This is a genomic window from Chondromyces apiculatus DSM 436 (genome assembly GCF_000601485.1).
Classification (GTDB): domain Bacteria; phylum Myxococcota_A; class Polyangia; order Polyangiales; family Polyangiaceae; genus Chondromyces; species Chondromyces apiculatus.
Genome location: NZ_ASRX01000038.1, coordinates 65,346 through 83,721, shown reverse-complemented (window position 1 = coordinate 83,721; position 18,376 = coordinate 65,346). Strand labels below are relative to the sequence as shown.

The window sequence follows — 18,376 nt, the reverse complement described above, 5'->3', positions numbered from 1 at the left end:
TTCGGTTACGCTGCGCCGCGCGTCCCCTGCCGACGTCACCGTTCGACGTGACCAAAGGAGCCGACTCCCCGATGCGCAACGCCCTCTGTCTCCTCCCCTTGCTCGCCGCAGCCTGCTCGCCCAGCGGCACCACCTCGACGAGCACCGACACGGCGAACACGCCCGCCTCCACGAACCCCGCCGCGCCAACCACCAGCGCCGAGAGCGCCCCGAGCGCCACACCCTCGACCGCTCCGGCAGAGAGCGCCGCGGCCTCCGCCTCGGCCGCCACCTCCCCAGGCCCACGCCTCCCGCCCCCCACCGAGGCCGAGGCCAAGGCCCTCGCCGCGAGCACCAACGCCTTCGCCACGGACCTCTACGCCCAGCTCCGGAGCGAGCAGGGCAACCTCGCCGTCTCCCCCGCCAGCATCTCCCTCGCGCTCGCCATGACCTGGGGCGGCGCCAAGGGCGAGACCGCCACCCAGATGGCCAAGGTGCTTCGTTTCAGCGGCAACCCGGACGCGCTGTTCGGCAGCATCGGCAAGCAGCTCGCCACCTGGAACGACCCCGCCCGCACCGCCTACACCCTCCGGGTCACCAACCGCCTCTTCGGCGAGAAGACCTACACCTTCCAGGACGCCTTCCTGAAGCAGACCGCCGCCACCTTCGGCGCCCCCCTCGAATCCACCGACTTCCGCAGCTCCCCGAGCGCCCCCGATGCCGCCCGCGTCCACATCAACGGCTGGGTCGCCAAGGAGACCAACGACCGGATCAAGGATCTGCTCACCACCGGCGCGCTCGACACCGACACCCGCCTCGTCCTCGTGAACGCCGTCTACTTCCTCGGCACCTGGGCCACGCCCTTCTCCAAGGACGGGACCCGCCCGGCGCCCTTCCACGTGGGCGGCACCACGGCGAAGGACGTCCCCACCATGAACCTCAGCAGCCGGTTCAAGTACGCCGCCACCGACGGCCTGCGCGTCCTGGAGATGCCCTACGTCGGCAACGAGCTGGCCATGACCCTCGTCCTCCCCGACGCCAGGAATGGCCTCCCCGCCGTCGAGAAGAAGCTCACCGCCGACAAGCTCACGGCCTGGGTCGACGCCGCTGCCACGAAGAAGGTCGACGTCTTCCTGCCCTCCTTCGAGGTCAGCCCTCCGAAATCCTTCCTCCTCAACGATCCGCTCACCAAGCTCGGCATGCCCCTCGCGTTCGACCGCGCCCGCGCCGACTTCACCGGCATCGCCAACCCCCCGAACCCGAGCGACCGCCTCTCCATCAGCCGGGTGTTCCACAAGGCCTTCGTCAAGGTCGACGAGAAGGGCACCGAGGCCGCCGCCGCGACCGGCGTGGTCATGAGCACCCGCGGCATGCCCCGCCCCGAGGAGTCCGTCGAGTTCCGCGCCGACCACCCCTTCCTGTACTTCGTGCGCGACCTCCGCTCCGGCATGATCCTCTTCATGGGCCGCGTGACAGACCCCTCGAAGAGCTGAGGTCAGACGGAGAGCCCCCCCATGAAACTCGACAACGTGCGCCTCCTCGTCGTGCGCTTCGACGAGATGTTCCACTTCTACCGCGACGCCCTCGGCCTCACCCCCACCTGGGGCGACCCTGCCGGCCCCTACGCGAGCTTCGATCTCCCCGGCGGCGGCAGCATCGGCCTGTTCCGCCGCGAGATCATGGCCAGCACCGTGGGCACCGCCGCCCGCCCCCCCGAGGACAGCGCCCAGGACCGCTTCAACCTCGTCCTCCGCGTGGACGACGTCGACGCCCTCGCCGTCGCCCTCGGCCAGCGCGGCGTCGCCCTCCTCGGCGCCCCCCGCGACATGCCGAGCTGGGGCCTGCGCGTCGCCCACCTCCGCGACCCTGACGGCAACCTCCTGGAGCTGATCCAGGACCTCCCCGGCGACGCCCTCACCTCCTCATTCCACGAGGACGAGACCGTCTCGCTCGGCGGACAAGGCATCTGAAGCACCCTGACGCACGCCGGAGAGGGCTCCGCTCCCCTCCGTGGCCGAGGACCCATGGCATCCAGCGATGACGCGCAGTCCCCCGAAGCTCTCCGCCAGGAACTCGACACCCTCCGCCGCGAGAAGGCGGACCTCGAACGCGCCCTGAAGCAGCGAGAGATCATCCTCCAGGCCTTCCTCGACCACTTCCCCGGCCTCGCCTACGTGAAGGAGATCGGCGCCTGGACGATCCTGTTCATGAACCGGACCGGCACCGGCCTCCTCGGCACCGACACCACGGCCATCCGGGGCAAGGCCGAAGACGACCTCGCGCCGCCGGAGGTCGTCACCCTGTGGCGCCAGAGCGACCTGCGCCTCGTCGAGAGCGGCGCGCCCACCACCGAGGAGTACCCCGTCGTCGTCGGCGGCGACACCCACCAGCACCGCTCCGTCAAGTTCGTCATCCCCGACGAGCACGGCGCCGCGTACGCCATCGGCGGCTTCTCCACCGACGTCACCGCCCAGCGGCGCGCCGAGGAGCGCCTCGCCGCCGCGTACCGCGACACCCTCCAGAAGCTCAGCGCCCCGGTCATCCCCATCACCCGCGACACCGTGGTGGTCCCCCTCATCGGCGCCCTCGACGCGACCCGCGTCCAGCAGATCACCGAGGGCATGCTGGAGACCCTGTCGAGCCGGCAAGCCAGCCTGGTCATCCTCGACGCCACCGGCGCCGGCATGCTCGACATCCAGGCCTCCGACGCCCTGATCAAGGCCGCGCGCGGCGCGCGCCTGCTCGGCGCCGAGGTGGTGATGACCGGCATCAGCCCCGCCACCGCCCAGGCACTCGTGGAGTTCGGCGCTCACCTCGACGGCATCAAGACCCTCGGCTCCCTGCAAGACGGCGTCGCCTACGCCCTCACGCGGCGGCGCTGAAGCCTCGCCTGCGCCCGCACACCGTGGCGCGGACCTCCCTCACGACGAGAAGACGATCTTCTCCCGCGCGAGGTCGAGCACCGCATTTCCCCCGCCGAAGTTCGCGTCCCCGAACCCGTCCTCGATCCCCACGTAGAACGGCCCGAGCCCCTCCGCGTAGTCGTCGCACGCGACCGATGTCCCCCCGAAGTGCAGGAGGGCCTTGCTCGTGTGGAACGAGTACCGCGACAGCCCGAGCGCCTCCCCCTCCGGCGATTCGGGCGTCACGTACTTCCCCGCTGCACCGTCCTCGTCCTCCTCGTCGTCATCGTCGTCGTCATACCAGCCCGGGATCACCTTCCCCACGTTCGGATCCCCGACCCGCGCCCGGAGCTGCAAGAACGCCGTCGCCTCGATCTTCGCCCCTTCGGGCACCTCGCCCACCTCGCTCCCCTCGCTCCCCTTGCGCACCTCGCTCCCCGGCCCCCGCGCGAACGTCGCCGCGTCGAGCCAGATCACCGCGTAGGTCCCCCCGATCTCGTCCTCCAGCACCAGCGCATCCCCCTCGTGCCGCGGCGCGCCCTCCACCTCTTTCTGCGTGTGATCGTCGGCCTGGAACAGCGCGATGGCCACCTTCTCCGGACCCCGCACCCGGTACTCCGCGGGCACCAGCACCGTCCCCAGGTGCGCCATCGGCGCCCCGTCCCGCGGCGACCGCGGCCACGCTGTCAGCGCGATCGGCGGCACTCCGCCCGAGAACCCGTGCCCCACGTTCTTCTCCGACGGCACCGTGTGCCAGGCCCGGGTCGGCACCGTCTTCCCGCCCAGCAGCTCCGGATCGGCCTCCTCGTCGACCGGCGGTGGCGGCGGCGCCGCGGCATCGACCGCCTCGCGCCTGGCCCTCTCCTCCTCCGCGACCAGCACCGCCGACTTGAACGCCGGCTTCTCCGACCCGAGCACCGCCCACAGGTAGGCGAGCTGCGTCTCCGGAGGCGCATCCGGCCGCGCCGCGAGCCTCTCCAGCACCGGCTTCAGGATCGACGCCACCGCGTGGATCCGGTCTTCCGGCATCTTGCGCACCTCGTCCAGCACCCGCGTGAACAGCCCCGGCACCGGCACCTCCAGGAGCCGCACCAGCGCCCGCTCCGACCGGTTGAACGACGCGAGCCGCTTCAGCGACGCCCTTGCCAGCGCGGTCGGCGCCTGGTCGGCGTCTCCTGCCACGAACACCGCCGCGCTCGTGGACAGGAGCACCATGTCTCCCGGCGCGAGCGCCGTCTCCCCGGAGATCCGCTGATCTCCCAGCCACACGTCGCCCTTCCCGAGCACCGAGACGAGCACCTTCCCGTCCCGCAGCACGAAACGCGCGTGCTTCTTCTCGATCATGTCGTCGAGCTTCAGGTCGCCGCTGCGCCCCACCACCACGGGCTTGCCCGCGAGCTCCACCGACGCCGTCTCCAGCCCACCTGCTCCGTGCAGCCACACACTTCCCATGGAGCCCACGCTTACACGCAACCCCGCCGCCCCGGGAAGGTCCTCGGCCGCGAGCTTGGCCCACCTCGCCCCGATTGCCTACGCTGCGGCTACCGCGGACCGGAGCGGGCGCTCCGCTGGCGAGAGGGCCGTCCATGCAACTCATGAGCAACGCGAACGCGAACGGCGTTCGCGAGCGGCTACGCGCCGCGGGGGAGAGCTACCTTCACGATCTCGGTCCGGGGCTTTCCGCCGCGGACCCCGAGGGCACCGTCACTCCCCGCAGCCGGATGCTCTGCGCCTCCCTCGGCCAGCTCGGCGTCCTCGCCCACGAGGCCCTCGGCGGCCGCCGCCACAGCGCCACGTCCCGCGAGGTCGGCGTCGCTGCCGCGGCCCTCTCCCTCCTCACCAAGATCGACGACGAGGTCATCGACCAGCGCGCCTTCCACGGCGGCATGACCGCGAGCCGCCGCAGCGTGCGCGACAGGACCGAGGCCTTCCTCGCCCCCACCCTCGCCTCCCTCGGCTCCGGCCTCGCCGCCACCGACGAGCCCCGCTGTGTCTACGCCGCCTCCGTGGGCCGCCGCCTCGCCGAGCTTGCCGGCAGCCGGGTCCGCCTCGACCACGTCCTCGCCGTCATCGCCGAGGGCTGGCGCACCCAGGTCGACGCCGTGGTCACCCTGAGCAGCCACCCCGGAGAGGTCAGCCTCGCCGAGGTCGCCGGCGTCACCCGCCGCATCAGCGGCGTCTGGCTCCTGATGATCGCCCTCGTCGGCACCCTCCCCGACGACGCCGGCCGCACCTTCACCTCCGACGAGGAAGAGGCCATCCACGACTGGGGCTTCCACATCCAGCGCACCGACGCCCTCGCCGACCTCCAGAAGGACGTGGACGACGGCCTCACCTCCAGCTTCGCGGGCCGCATCCTCTGGGAGCGCGAACCCTCCCGGTATCTCCCCGCCTGCCGCGCCCGCGACGCCAGAACCCTCTACGACATGCTCGCCCGCCACCGCGTCGACGACGCCTGCCTCCGCGGCGGCGAGCCCCACCAGAACCTCGCCACCCGCCTCCGCGGCCTCGGCGAGATCCACCCCCTCCTCGCGTGGATCCACGGCTTCCTGCTCGACCGCTACCTCACCCACCCCCTCTGCCGCAGGACCCCCGAGGACCTCACCTACCCCTCTGCCGCGCGCCCTTGCGCCACCACCACCCCCATCCCTTGCCCGTCCGACGCCCGCGCCTCCGACGCCCGCGCGCCCGACGCCTGCGTGCCTGAACGCCTCCCTCCCGCCACCTCTCGCGCCGCCACCAGGGCCTGACCCGTGTTCGGTACCCTGCGCCCGCACCGCTGCGCCCTCGGCCCTGCCGATCGCGAGGCCTACGGCCGCCTCTACTGCGGCCTCTGCAAGACCCTCGGCGACGCCTACGGCACCCCCACCCGCGCCCTCGTCAGCTTCGACGCCGTCTTCCTCGCCCTCGTCGCCGACGCCCTCCTCGACGAAGCCGCGCCCCCCGACCGCTGCCGCTGCCCCATCGTCCCCGTCGTCCACCGCCCCACCGTGCGGCCCGACAGCGCCCCCATGCGCTTTGCCGCGGCCGTGGAGATCCTCCTCGCCGACCAGTGGCTCGCCGACCGCGCCGCCGATCCAGGCCGCTCCCCCAGGCGCATGCTCGCCCAGGTGGGCCGCCCCTTGCTCGCCTCCCGCGTCGCCCGCGCCGAGGCCGAGCTCACCGACCTCGGCGTCCCCCTCACCGAGCTGCGCGGCTTCGAGGAGCGCCAGGCCCGCTGCGAAGTCCTCGGCGAGACCGGCCCCGAGGACGCCGCCCGCCCCACCGCCGAAGCCCTCGGCCTCCTCTTCGGCCGCCTCCCCGACCTCCCTGGCGCCCACGCCTCCCTGAGCGCCCCCGAGGTGCGCCGCGACCTCCAGGCCTTCGGCCGCGCCCTCGGCGGCATCATCTACTGGCTCGACGCCCTCGACGACGCCCGCAAGGACGCCCGCCGTCGCGAGTTCAACCCCTTCCTCGTCCCCGCCTCGCGCATCTCGCCCACCTCGCGCATCTCGCCCACCTCGCCCACCTCGCCCACCTCGCCCATCTCGCCCATCCCCGCCTCGGGCATGGACACGGCGACCGCCCTCCTCGTCTCCCCTGCCCGCGTCGAGCGCGGCGCCCTCCGCCTCCGCGCCGCCTTGCTGGAGGTCCGCCGCCTCGCCGACGTCCTCCCCTTCCGGCGCCACCGCCCGGCCATTGCCAGCGTCCTCGCCAGCGAGCTTCCCGCCTCCGCCCGCCGCGCCATCGCCCGCGCCCGCGCCTGGGCCGCCGAGGACCTCGGCGCCGATCACCTCCCCCTGACCCTCGCCTCCCTCCCCTGGTTCGCGCGCTTCTTCCAGCGGGCCGTGATGCTCACCATGCTGGTCTGGACCTGGCTCCTCGGAGGCGCCGCCGCGCTCGCGCAGGAAGCCGTCCAGGAGAGCGGCCGCCGCAAGACCCCCTCGGTCCCCCCCAAAGCCGCGCCTTCCGACGCCACGTCCGAAGCCGCGCGGAGGGCTGCACGCAGGGCCGAGCTCCAGAAGGTGCTCGACGATCCCAGAAGCGACAGCAAAACCTACCGCGAGGCGTTCCACGAGTTGGCCGCGCTTGACGCGCTGATCGCCGCCGACGCCCTCGACGCCGGCGTCGACGCCGACGCCGCCGACGCGGCAGACGCCACTGACGCGGAGACCGACGCCTCCGGCCCTTCCCCCGACGCTGCCGACGCTTCCGGCGGCCCTGGCAGTCCCGGCTGGACCTGGCCCGACCTCCCCCCCGACGCCGGCACCCCTTCCACCGGAAAGCCTCCTGGCACCGAGGATCCCGGCCAGAACGACGCCACCACGAAGCCCGGCGAAGGCAGCACCTCCTCGGAGGCGCCCTCCGGAGGCGGCTCCCCCTGCGCGAAGGACTGCGGCTGCGCCTCGTGGTGCTCCAGCCTCTTCAAGCCCTGCGAGGACGGCTGCAGCATCTGCAAGAACTGCGGCGACTGCATGCGCGGCTGCGACGCCTGCAAGTGCTGCGACGGCTGCGGCAAGTCGTGCACCGACCCCTGCAAGTCGTGCGGCAACTGCTGCGGCGATTGCAAGGGCTGCGGCGACTGCAAGGCCTGCGGCGATTGCGGCAATTGCTGCAAAGGCGGCGGCGATTGCTGCAACGGCTGCAACAATTGCGGCAACTGTGGCAGTGGCTGCAAGTGCTGAGCGCCCACGCGTGACGCGGAGCGGGACCGCGCGACCTGCGCCCCTCCTGCTCCGAGACGCTGGGCTCTCAGCTCAATCGCAGATGGGCACCTGGAAGACGCCGTTCACCTCGAAGTCATCGTCGAAGTAGGCGTAGAGCGCTGCCGTGACCTGGGTGTCCGTGACCTCTCGGACGCTGATGCGCCCGATGTCCGTGACAAAGCTGACGCCCGGCTCGGTCAAGAAGGTCACCGAGAGGACGCCATAGTCGAGTTCGTACTCTCCCACGACCTTCGGGACATCGAGCATGATGGACGACATCTCGAAGGGCCCGCTATCGCACTGGTCGAGCGCCTCCCCGAAAAGATCGGTGTAGAACCCGGGCTCGCCTTCCGAGAACAAGGCGCTCACCAGCCCGGAGGCAAAGGTCCAGTCCTGCCCGTTGAACTTGCCGGACAGCGGCGTGTCGGCAAACGGCGGAATCTCCCTGGTCTCCGTGTCCGTGGAACTCGTGGTGTCGCCCCCACCCCCGGAGCCCCCGAACCCTCCGCTGCCGCCGCTCGCGCCATTCCCCCCGCTCCCGCCGTCGTCGTCGTCTCCGCCGCACCCCGCGAGCACGGCCAGGCACAGGCAACCCGTCCAGAGCCCTCTCTTCATCGTTCCGACAACCAGCATCGTGCCAACGTACTGCTCCCGCCGGGTACGCGGTCAAGCCACCACGCGCGTGCCCCATCGCCCAGTTCCGGCGTCGCCCCGCATCGAGCGGGGTAAGCGAATGACACGACGGCCCGAGGCGCACCGAGGTGCACCGAAGCGCACCGAGCCCCCCGCGTCCCGGCTCCCCTGCGCCCTGCGGATGGCACCTGGAAGACTCCAGTCTCACCCCCTCGCGGCGGCCGTGATAGCGTCGGAGCCCTCTTCGCGCCCGCATCGCGACCGCATCACGAGTGGGCCATCCAGCCGTCACGGGGGCGAATCCTTGAACCGAACATCCCTTGCTCTCTCCGCGCTGTTCCTGCTCACGAGCGGGTGTACCGCACCTCCCGAGGGCCTTTCCGGCGCGCACGAGCCACCTCCCGACACCCTCGCCGGCTCCGCCGCCCTGCCCCCGGCTGCGGTCCCTCCGGCACTCCGGGCCGCGCACATCGCCGCGGTGCAGGCCGCGGCCTCCGCCGCCTACCACCCTGCCCCTGCCGGCCCCGGCGTCCTGCGCGCGCACAACCCCGCCCACACCTTTGTCGCCGAGCTGGACGCCGCCGGCGTGCACCTCGCCTCCGACGCCGACGCCCGCCCCTTCGACCTCACCCTCACCGCCACCGCCTTCGGCTGCGAGGGCGCCCTCGCCCCCCTCCATCCCGTCGCGCCCACTTCTACCGGAGCCCGCATCGACTACCCCCGAGGCCCGCTCACCGAGTGGTACGTCAACGGCCCCCTCGGCCTCGAACAGGGCTTCACCCTCCAGGCCTCCCCCTGCCCTGCCGCGCAGGCCGCCGCGCTCCTCGAACTCACCGCCACGGGCCTCGACCCTGTGCTCCGCGCCGACGGCACCGGCATCGACTTCCGCGACGCGCACGGCGCCCCGACCCTCGCCTACACCGATCTCCACGCCGTCGACGCCACCGGCGCTCCCTTGCCCGCGACCCTGGCCCTCAGCGAAGGCCGCCTCGTGCTCCGCGTCGCGCTCACCGACGCCGTCTTCCCCGTCACCGTCGACCCTTTGATCTGGAGCCCGCCCCAGAAGCTCGCCCCCGGAAGCTACCCCGCCCCGGAGAACCGCCTGGGCACCTCGGTGGCCATCCACGGAGACCTGGCCGTGCTCGGCGCGCCCCTCGCCGACTTCGGCAACGACGTCGACCGCGGCCTCGCCTGGGTCTACCGGCGCAACGGCACCACCTGGGTCTACGAGAGCATCCTCGCCCCCTTGCAGAACACCGCGGGCGAGCGGTTCGGCGCCTCCGTCGCGGTCCTCGACGGCTCCCCCGGCCAGGAGTACGCCTTCGTCGGCGCCCCCCAGGCGACCATCGGTGCCAACGCCTCGCAGGGCGCCGTCTACGCCTTCCGCCGCGGCATCACCACCTGGGCCATGGAGAAGAAGCTCTTCGCCACCGGCGGCACGGCAAACAGCCAGTTCGGCACCTCCCTGTCCGTCACCACGGGCACCCTCGTCGTCGGCGCCCCCCGGGCCAGCGTGCTCGGGTCCTCCCTCGTGGAAGAGGGCCTCGTCCACGTCTTCCGGAGCTACGACGGATTCTCTCCGGTCGCGACGCTCCAGGCCACGGGCGGCACCACGGGCGACAGGTTTGGATCGTCCGTGGCCATCGACGTCAACCTGCTCGTCGTCGGCGCCCCCCGTGTCAACGCCATGCAGGGCGCCGCCTACATCTTCGAGCGCGCCACCACCTTCCCCTTCGCCTTCACCCAGACGGCGACCCTCGTCGCCAGCGACGGCGCCCCGAACGCCCTCTTCGGCACCGCCGTCGCGGCCTCGGGCGACACCGCCCTCGTCGGCGCGCACCACACCGCTGTCGGCCCCAACCTCCTCCAGGGCGCCGCCTACGTCTTCCAGCGCCAGGCCGGCGCCTGGCCCCTGCAGCAGCAGCTCGTCGCCAGCGACGGCGCCCCGAGCGACGCCTTCGGCTTCTCCGTCGCGCTCCAGGGCGACATCGCCCTCCTCGGCGCCTACACCGCCAACATCGGCGCCGCCAATGCCCAGGGCGCCGCCTACGCCTTCCTCCGCGAGGCCGGCACCTGGTCCCAGCAGCAGAAGCTCGTCGCCAGCGACGGCGCCGCGACCGACACCTTCGCCTGGTCCCTGGCCCTCTCCGGCAACACCGCCCTCATCGGCGCCCCCTTCGCCGACAACGTCGCCCAGGGATACGCCAACCAGGGCGCCGCCTACGCCTTCCGCTTCGGCCAGGAGCTCGGCGAGCCCTGCGCCACCAGCGCCGAGTGCCACAGCGGCACCTGCGCCGACGGCATCTGCTGCGACGCCGCCTGCACCGGCACCTGCACCGCCTGCACCCAGGCCCTCACCGGTCAGCCCGACGGCACCTGCGCCCCCCTCCCCGCCGGAACCGACCCCGACGACGAGTGCGGCGACTGCGCCCTCTGCGACGGCGCCGGCGCCTGCGCCCTCGCCCCTGCCGGCACCGACCCCAAGGACGCCTGCCCCCTCGACCCTGCCTACCCCGCTTCCTGCGGCCCCGACGGCCAGTGCGACGGCCTCGGCACCTGCCGCGCCTTCGCGCAGCCCACGGTCTCCTGCGGCGCCGTCACCTGCCAGGGCACCTCCGTCGTCGAGCCCCGCTGCAACGGCGCCGGCCAGTGCCTGAGCCTCCTGCTCTCCGCCTGCGCCCCGTACCAGTGCACCACCGCCACCGCCCAGTGCCTCACCACCTGCACCACCGCCGCCGACTGCACCCCGGACCACCACTGCTCCCCCCAGGGCACCTGCATCCCCGACAAGACCTACGGTGAGCCCTGCACCCTCGGCGCCGAGTGCGACACCGGCTTCTGCGCCGACGGCGTCTGCTGCGACTCCGCCTGCGGGGAGCCCTGCATGGCCTGCTCCACAGCCGCGAAGGGCGGCGGCATCGACGGCCTCTGCGACCCCGTCGTCCTCGGCGCCGATCCCGCCGACGAATGCCCCGGCGACCCCGCCTCCACCTGCGACCGGAGCGGCGCCTGCAACGGCATGGGCGCCTGCGGCCTCCACCCCTGGGGCACCGTCTGCGCCCCCGGCGCCTGCACCGGCACCCAGGAGACCGCACCCTCGACCTGCGACGGCTTCGGCACCTGCGTCCCCGCCACCCCCGCCCCCTGCGCAGAAGGCTACGTGTGCCAGGCCGACACCTGCGCGACTTCCTGCACCGACAGCAGCGCATGCGGCCCCGGCCACGTCTGCGATCTCGGCACGGGAGAGTGCGTGCCCGGCGGCGTCGGCGGTGCCGGTGGCTCAGGCGGCGGCAGCACCACCAGCACCACCAGCACCGGCGTCGGCGGCACGGGCGGCGCGGGTGGCGCGGGCGGCTCTGGCGGCGCAGGCACCAGCACCAGCACCAGCACCAGCACCAGCACCAGCAGCAACGTTGGCGGCGCGGGCCCCTCCCCGGATCCCGACCTCGAAGGCTCGGGCAGCAGTGGCGGCTGCAGCGCCGCGGCGACCGGGACTTCGCCCACGCAGCGTCCCCTGCCCCTCGCCCTCCTCGCCCTCGGCGCGGCCCTCACCTACCGCCGCCGTCGCCAGGACTGCGTACCCTGAATCAGGGGCCTTTCGGCCCCTACGCTCCCGGTGGTCGCTACCCCTGTCTCTCGCGCGAGCATCGCGCCAAGGAGCAGGGACGAACCCGGGAAACGCAGGTCTGACCCCTCCCGTCGTTCGTGGGGCGCTCGCGACGCTTTCCGAGTGAGCGCGCCGCCCTTGCCCCCTCGCGCCCTCGCCCTCACCCCTCCCGCAGCGCGGAGTCGAAGAACGCGAGCACCTGCCCGAAGTGCCGCTCGGCCTCGGTGGGCGAGTACACGGGAGCGTCGGTCATCGTCCAGGCGTGTCGGGCGGCGTAGTGCTCCATCTCGAAGCGCGCGCCACAGCGCTCCAGCGCCTGGCGCAGCGTCGCCTCGTCCTCGGACGTGAACGAGCCATCCTGCTCGGCGATCGCGAAGTACAGCCGCGCCTTGATCCGATCGGCGTCGCGGTGCGGGCTGTCCGGTGCGGCGGTGACCAGGTTCCCGCCGTGGATCGACGCCGCCGCGCCGATGCGCTCGGGGAAGTGCGCGGCCGCCATGAACGCGAAGCGCCCCCCCATACAGTACCCGAAGATGCCCATCGGTGCCGGCGCCTGAGCCGCCGCCTCGCCCGGAGCCGCGAGCCTGTCGAGGCACACCGCCACATCCTCCATCACACCCGCGGCATCGACCTGGGAGAGCACCTTGCGCATCTCCGCGAGCTTGTCGGGCGACGAGAACACCACCTTCGCGTCGAAGTGCACGTCCGGCCCGATGCGGTGAAAGAGGTCGGGCACGAGGACCCGGTAGCCCCCCGCCGCGAAGCGATCCGCCATCGGAAACAGCACCTCGCGAAACCCGAGACCATCCATCAGGAAGAGGAGCGAAGGATGAGGACCGGCGCCAGCCGGACCGACTTCGTACGCCCGCATCGGGCCAGAGGCCGTGGAGAGATCGACCAGGGAGCCTTGCATGGCTGCACTGTACACCCGGACCCACCATCCGCCGCGTCCCACCACCGGGTCCGACAAAACGAAAAGGCGCAGCGAGGACCCGCGTCCCGGATCCTCCCTGCGCCCTGCTGATTGCAACCCCGGTCGATCCGCAATGCGGATCACCCCGGAATCACCACCTCACGTCCCCGATCACTGCCGCTTCTGCACCGCGGTCTTCTTCTCGGGGGCATTGTCCCCCGGCGCCTCTCCGGCGGCTTCCTCGGCCGCAGCCTCCTCCGCGGCGGCCTCCTGAGCGGCGGCCTCCTCGTTCCGGCGCCGCGTCTTCACGGCCCGCTTGCCCACCTGCCCGTGGTACCGGACCGTGTCCTCGAAGGCCGTCATCATCGTGGGATCCGTGCGCTTCGCCGCCTTGCGCACGGCATCCACCACGAGCCCCACCACCGCCTCGCGCTCGTCCTCAAGGAAGGCCTCGGTCTCCATGGCCACCTCGGCCAGCTTGTCCACGGCCACCTTGAACGCGCGCACCTGCTCCAGCCGCTCATTCAGCGAGGTCACGTGCGTCGCCAGGTCCGGAGCGACCCGCAGCGTCGCCGCATGCAGCGGCAACCGCGTCGCCAGCTCCAGATCCACCCTGTCCCACTCGTCCTTTTCACGCCGCAGCCCACGCGTCCCCCCCTCCGGCAGATCGACCAGCACCCCATCCAAGTGCTGAAAATCCACGGCAAAAGACCCCGCATACGGCTTCACGAGAAGCGTCGTCGCCATTGTCGTCATTCCTTGTGTGTTGGTGCACTCCAGGACGGAGTGCGTGCGCAGTTAAAGTACCGACCGAGGGACGCTCGGTCGGTACAGCCATACTCAATGCATCCGCTCGAACCGATTGTCAATCCTCGCGATTGCAATTTCGAGAACGCACGCGACGCGAGGACCTATTCCACGCACCGCCCACGCACCGCCCACGACCCGCCCACGACCCGCCCACGCACCGCCCACGGCCGCGCACATGAACGAAAGGCACCGGCATACGACCGCGCACGCGAGTGCGATGTACCCGCGCGGCGGACCAACGTTCCAATCGTCTCGATGGCACAGGAGGTGCTAAACGCCGCGCAAAGCAGGGCTCGTGCCAGGATAAGGGCGCTGGTGCATCGCTGCATCCGGTCCAGCGGATGGCTTTCCAATCAATGGGCGGTTCCTGAAAGCGATTGTCATCCGACGCGCGCGGGCGCCATTCTCGTCACGGTGGAACGAGGTCCGGACCCACATGTGGGCAAAGCCGCGCACCGCATTGCGGACCGTTCGTGGAGAGGTCGGGGGACGCTCGGCGGAGGTGTCGGGGGGCTCGGCGGGGAGGTCGGGGGGGGCTCGGTACCAGCGGCGCATGGCCGGAGCCCTGTGGGGTGGCGCGCTCGCGGCGCGCTACAGGCGAAGCTCCAGGAACCGCGCGCCCTCGATGAGATTCGGGGTGTAGGGCGCGATGTCGCGGAACCCCAGGGCCTCGTAAAGCCCCATGGCCGCCTGCATCGACGGCACCGTATCGAGCCTCATCGCCTCGTACCCGGCCGACCGCGCCTCTTGAAGGAGGGCACCCGCGAGCCGCCGCCCCACCCCTCGCCCATGGAACCCGGGCCGGACGAAGAGCCGCTTCATCTCACAGAGCCAGTCGCCGAGGTCCCTGAGCGCGACACACCCCGCCACGTCCCCCCCGACCCAGGCCAGGAGGAGACGGCCAGAAGGCGGCGCATACCGGCCCGGGAGCGCCTCCAGCTCGCGGTCGAAGCCCTGGAAGGAGAGGGAGAACCCGATCGAGGCGGCGTACTCCTGAAAGAGGAGGCCCACGTGCTGGAGATCCTCGGGCGAGGACACGTGGGTGATCGCGACCGGCGCCATGGCGGCGACCCTAACGAGGGGTCGGCACATCGCCAATGGTCAGGCAGTGGGCAGGGTCACGCGCAGGTCGTCGAGGACCGGGTGAGGGTGGGTGGCGATGGGGAGGCATGAGGGAGTGGTCGCGGGGGCGTGAGTGGCGGGCGGCGGGGTGGGGATTGGTAAACCGGTGGAGCGAGGGATGGTCGGGTGGCGGGGGATCCGCAGCGCTGGAAGGGAAGCGCAGGTTGCGTGCCAGTGATTTCGTGAGGCGCGCCACTGGATGAGGTTCACGAGGACGTGAATGGGGTTCACGTCGACGCGAACGAGCTTCACGTCGACGTGGTTCGGGTTCGCGTCGACGCGGTTTGGGTTCACGTTGACGCGGTTTGGGTTCACGTTGACGCGGTTTGGCTTCGCGTCACCGGGCTCTCCGTCCCTTCAAGGGAAGCCCTGTTCACGTGACAGGGAAGCTCCTTTACGTGAACGCGAACGACCTCCACGTCAACGCGAACCCACTTCACGTGACAGCGGTGTGCGTTCCCCGATCGTCGAGCCGCGTTCACGTCAACGCGAACGACCTTCACGTCAACGCGAGCGACCTTCACGTCAACGCGAGCGCCGTTCATCCCACCGTGTGTGCAATCGCTCCTCGGTGAAGGACCTTCACGTGACGTCGAACCTGCTTCACGTGACGTCGAACCTGCTTCACGTGAACGCGAACGAGATTCACGTCAACGCGAACCCACTTCACGTGCCCGCGAACCGACTTCCAGTGTCAGTGGACGCAGTTCACGTGACAGCGACCCCACTTCACGTGACAGCGACCCCGCTCCACATGATAGCGCACGGATCTCACGTGAGGGTGGCCACAGACCTCCGCCTGTTCAAGGCGAACTGCGTGCCAGTGCCTCGCGCTGGGAGGTCGGCGAGCGTCCAGCGGCTCCAGGCGAGGGACACAACCGCCTTGGCAGGTCACCCTCCTCCACGAGGAGGCAGGGTCACGCTTCCAGGGCCTCGCGACCTCTGTGAAGCGGTCCCCGGAGAGCGCGCCAGAAACGTGCCACGACGAGAGGGAGGGGGCAGGCAGGCAGCCGCAAAGCCGCCTCCTCCGACGAGAGAGGGCCGACCCTGCGCGGATGGACGAAGGAGGACGGGCGCCAGCACCGTGCCCTCCTCTATAGAGGAGTGTGGTCGCGACCATGGGAAACGTGATCATCGAACCCTGAAGGGTCATGACTTCCTGTTCCCCCTTCGCTCCGACAATGCCTTCGTGACGAGCCACCCGACCTTCGCGCAAGGTGTCAGTTACGAGAACGTGCGTCTCGAACTCGGACCCGAGTTCGTGGACCTGGGCTTTGCGGGGGCCGTCGAGCGCCTGGACCATCGAGGGGGTGCCCCCCATGCACGCCATCGTGGGCGGCATCTACTACACGGGTCGGAGGTACGCGTAGATCGAGGCGGTGGTCTCTGCATTGGTCAACGCCAGTATGGACCTCGCGCCGGACGTGAAGCTCACGCGCACGTCGATCTATGGGCAATTCACCATCCGGACTTTCTTCCGAGGGGCCGCATGCACGTCGCCGTCGCACGCGAGGTGCTCCGCTGGCGGAGTTTCGTGCTGAGGTCCGAGGCGCGCAGGACCCAAGCCATGTGTACAACGGTCCGACGGTCTGTTAAATGTGCACCCCGAGCCAGAATAGGCAGAAGGCGAGGCAGGAAATGGCCGCTGACATGCTGAAAGTAAGCGATTTCGGGCGCACGCAGTACGGGATGACAGGTGCGCCCCGGCAGGCGATGATAAACTATGGCAAGGTGCTCCTGGTCATCGCGGGCGCGGATGGGGAGGTCAGCCCGAGGGAGTACGACTGGCTCATCGAGCATCAGCGCAAGTTTGGCGCTCCAGAGGACGTCATCGCCGAATATGAGAAGTTCGACTACAGGTCGGCAGATCTGCACAATCTCCTGGACGACATCCGAACGGATGTCGCGACCTGGAATCCCGCGCCGCACCTGATCTACCACGCGATCCAGATGTGCAGCGCGGACGGCGAATACGCCGCGGCCGAGCGGTCCAAGGTCGTCCGGGCCGCGCGGGCTCTGGGCGTCTCCGATGACACGGTGCTGACCCTTCACGCCCTCATCCAGATGGAGAAGGCCGTGTACGATATGCGCGCTGCCCTCTTCCGCGTAGCGGTCCTGGAGTAGGCGTCCGCGCGGCCTCCCCTCCCCGGCGAGTTGTGCCTTTGGTCGGGGAAAGTGTCAGACAAGGGGAGCCATCGTCCTCAACGCGAGGGCGCTTCAGGGTCACGCTTCCAGGGCCCCATGATCTCCGTGAAGCAGTCCCCGGAGAGCGCGCCAGAAACGTCCCAGGACGAGAGGGAGGCGCAGACAGGCAGCCGCAAAACCGCCTCCTCGGACGAGAGAGGGCCAACCCTGCGCGAATGGATGCAGGAGGACGGGCGCCAGCGCCGTCCCCTCCTCTATAGAGAAGCGTGGTCGCGACCCTGAGAAACGTGAGTGCAGTCGCCGTCGTGCTGGTGACCTTGGGCAGCCTGCTCGGGGGCAACGCGTGGGCGCAGGACACGGAAGCCGCGACGCCAGCACCGGGAGCTGCTGGCCCCACGCAAAGCCCAGACGCGGCGGCGAATGAGGCGACCGCCAACGACAAGCCGCCGCATGCAGAGCCGTCACCCGTCAAAGAGCAGGTGACGCGCGCCGAAGGCAGAGCGTCCGGCGCAGCGCTGAAGACCACCACGCCGCCCGATGCGCGCGGGGCGAAACCGCAGGACAAGGCCTTGCCCGGCAATGCCCCCAAGGCCCCATGCGAAGACGACACCACGTTCAGCGATCGGACCCTGAAGGGTCATGCCTTCCTGTTCCCCCTTCGCTCCGACAATGCGTTCGTGACGAGCCATCTGACCTTCGCGCAAGGTGTCAGTTACGAGAACGTGCGTCTCGAGAGCGGCCCAGAGTTCGTGGACCTGGGCTTTGCGGGCGCCGTCGAGCGCCTGGACATCGGCATCCGCTTCCACGAGCGCATCGGGTTCTTCGGCGGTGTCGACGCGCGCATCGCCGCCGGCATCGATCCCCTCACCGCCTTCTACTTCGGCGCCGACGCCTCCGTGAGCTGGAGAGCCGGCGCCGCGGGGATGATCCTGCGCTCCGAGCGCACCGGGACGCAGCTCGGCGCGCGCCTCTCAGCTCAAGGCGCCCTCGACCAGCAGGTCACCCCCTTTCAGCTCGTGGACGCCCTCATCGCGACCTCTGAGCAGGAGGAGATCACGAGGGCAGATCTCGACAGACTCATCCCTTCGTTGTTCTCCAGGACGAAGTCGATCGGGGGCCGCGGCTCTGTGAACCTGGCCCAGGCGCTCGGGAGGCATTTCTCGGCGCAAGCGTCGCTCGATGTCGACATCATGTCCGCCTCACGCCTCACGCACAGCGGAGCACAGGAGGTCGTCTATACCACGTCGAGCACCGCCCTGGGCGCCGGGATCGCGCTCACAATGGATGGGATGCCGTACGCGCCCGTGGCGCTGCTCGCCGAGTATCGGCTCGATGCGACCGTGGCAAGCTGGACCGACGGTCCGGAGATCGAGGGGGTGCCACCCATGCACGCCATCGTGGGCGGGATCTACTACACGGGCCGGAGGTATGCGCAGATCGGGGTGGTGGTATCGACACTGATCGATGCCAGCATGGATGTGGCCCCGGACGTGAAGCTCACGCGCACGTCGATCTATGGGCAGTTCACGATCCGGACTTTTTTCTGAGGGGATGCGGGATTGCAGGCCAGTGGCGATGC

Annotated in this window: 15 protein-coding genes; 9 read left to right on the top strand and 6 right to left on the bottom strand. The window is 70.7% G+C overall.

What is annotated here, in order from left to right; translation table 11 throughout:
* The first annotated feature begins 71 nt into the window (after nucleotides 1–71).
* From CAP_RS23325 to CAP_RS45365, 3 genes are read left to right on the top strand one after another with little or no spacing between them, the layout of a single operon-like run.
* Entirely contained in the window at nucleotides 72–1,472 is a 1,401-nt protein-coding gene (locus CAP_RS23325) for a serpin family protein (RefSeq protein ID WP_052375705.1), read from the top strand.
* A 21-nt stretch (nucleotides 1,473–1,493) separates the two neighbouring features.
* On the top strand, nucleotides 1,494–1,949 hold the full coding sequence (locus CAP_RS23320; protein WP_044244799.1) for a VOC family protein: 456 nt from the start codon (nucleotides 1,494–1,496) through the stop codon (nucleotides 1,947–1,949).
* Between the two features lie 54 nt (nucleotides 1,950–2,003).
* Nucleotides 2,004–2,861, top strand: coding sequence for an STAS domain-containing protein (locus CAP_RS45365; RefSeq protein WP_052375704.1), 858 nt, complete (start codon nucleotides 2,004–2,006; stop codon nucleotides 2,859–2,861).
* Between the two features lie 39 nt (nucleotides 2,862–2,900).
* Here CAP_RS45365 and CAP_RS23310 read toward each other — a convergent pair whose 3' ends face one another.
* On the bottom strand, nucleotides 2,901–4,334 hold the full coding sequence (locus CAP_RS23310; protein ID WP_156041072.1) for an FHA domain-containing protein: 1,434 nt from the start codon (nucleotides 4,332–4,334) through the stop codon (nucleotides 2,901–2,903).
* Nucleotides 4,335–4,468: 134 nt separating this feature from the next.
* Here CAP_RS23310 and CAP_RS23305 point away from each other — a divergent pair, with 134 nt between their 5' ends.
* Nucleotides 4,469–5,632, top strand: a complete 1,164-nt coding sequence (locus CAP_RS23305; protein ID WP_156041071.1) for a hypothetical protein — start codon at nucleotides 4,469–4,471, stop codon at nucleotides 5,630–5,632.
* A gap of 3 nt (nucleotides 5,633–5,635) precedes the next feature.
* Nucleotides 5,636–7,546 (top strand): DUF5685 family protein, encoded by a 1,911-nt coding sequence (locus tag CAP_RS23300; protein WP_044244792.1) that lies wholly within the window; start codon nucleotides 5,636–5,638, stop codon nucleotides 7,544–7,546.
* A gap of 72 nt (nucleotides 7,547–7,618) precedes the next feature.
* On the opposite strand, the gene CAP_RS23295 is transcribed toward CAP_RS23300, so the two are convergent.
* The gene (locus tag CAP_RS23295) at nucleotides 7,619–8,182 is read right to left on the bottom strand and encodes a hypothetical protein (protein ID WP_044244790.1); all 564 of its coding nucleotides are present in this window, start codon (nucleotides 8,180–8,182) and stop codon (nucleotides 7,619–7,621) included.
* Nucleotides 8,183–8,504: 322 nt separating this feature from the next.
* On the opposite strand from CAP_RS23295, the gene CAP_RS23290 reads away from it, so the two are divergent.
* Nucleotides 8,505–11,786 (top strand): FG-GAP repeat protein, encoded by a 3,282-nt coding sequence (locus CAP_RS23290; RefSeq protein WP_044244789.1) that lies wholly within the window; start codon nucleotides 8,505–8,507, stop codon nucleotides 11,784–11,786.
* A 181-nt stretch (nucleotides 11,787–11,967) separates the two neighbouring features.
* Here CAP_RS23290 and CAP_RS23285 read toward each other — a convergent pair whose 3' ends face one another.
* From CAP_RS23285 to CAP_RS50835, 4 genes are all read right to left on the bottom strand, one after another.
* Nucleotides 11,968–12,720, bottom strand: coding sequence for a dienelactone hydrolase family protein (locus tag CAP_RS23285; protein WP_052375703.1), 753 nt, complete (start codon nucleotides 12,718–12,720; stop codon nucleotides 11,968–11,970).
* 171 nt (nucleotides 12,721–12,891) lie between these two features.
* Nucleotides 12,892–13,467, bottom strand: a complete 576-nt coding sequence (locus CAP_RS23280) for a hypothetical protein (protein ID WP_044244788.1) — start codon at nucleotides 13,465–13,467, stop codon at nucleotides 12,892–12,894.
* Nucleotides 13,468–14,121: 654 nt separating this feature from the next.
* On the bottom strand, nucleotides 14,122–14,592 hold the full coding sequence (locus CAP_RS23275) for a GNAT family N-acetyltransferase (protein WP_044244854.1): 471 nt from the start codon (nucleotides 14,590–14,592) through the stop codon (nucleotides 14,122–14,124).
* 39 nt (nucleotides 14,593–14,631) lie between these two features.
* Complete coding sequence (locus tag CAP_RS50835; RefSeq protein ID WP_156041070.1) at nucleotides 14,632–14,967, bottom strand: hypothetical protein; 336 nt, start codon at nucleotides 14,965–14,967, stop codon at nucleotides 14,632–14,634.
* Nucleotides 14,968–15,869: 902 nt separating this feature from the next.
* Between CAP_RS50835 and CAP_RS50830 the strand changes: the two genes are divergently transcribed.
* The 3 genes from CAP_RS50830 (at nucleotide 15,870) to CAP_RS23265 (ending at nucleotide 18,344) form a co-directional block, all read left to right on the top strand.
* Nucleotides 15,870–16,022, top strand: coding sequence for a hypothetical protein (locus tag CAP_RS50830; protein ID WP_156041069.1), 153 nt, complete (start codon nucleotides 15,870–15,872; stop codon nucleotides 16,020–16,022).
* A gap of 268 nt (nucleotides 16,023–16,290) precedes the next feature.
* On the top strand, nucleotides 16,291–16,776 hold the full coding sequence (locus tag CAP_RS23270) for a TerB family tellurite resistance protein (protein ID WP_052375702.1): 486 nt from the start codon (nucleotides 16,291–16,293) through the stop codon (nucleotides 16,774–16,776).
* Between the two features lie 308 nt (nucleotides 16,777–17,084).
* On the top strand, nucleotides 17,085–18,344 hold the full coding sequence (locus CAP_RS23265; RefSeq protein ID WP_156041068.1) for a hypothetical protein: 1,260 nt from the start codon (nucleotides 17,085–17,087) through the stop codon (nucleotides 18,342–18,344).
* The last annotated feature ends 32 nt before the right edge of the window (nucleotides 18,345–18,376 follow it).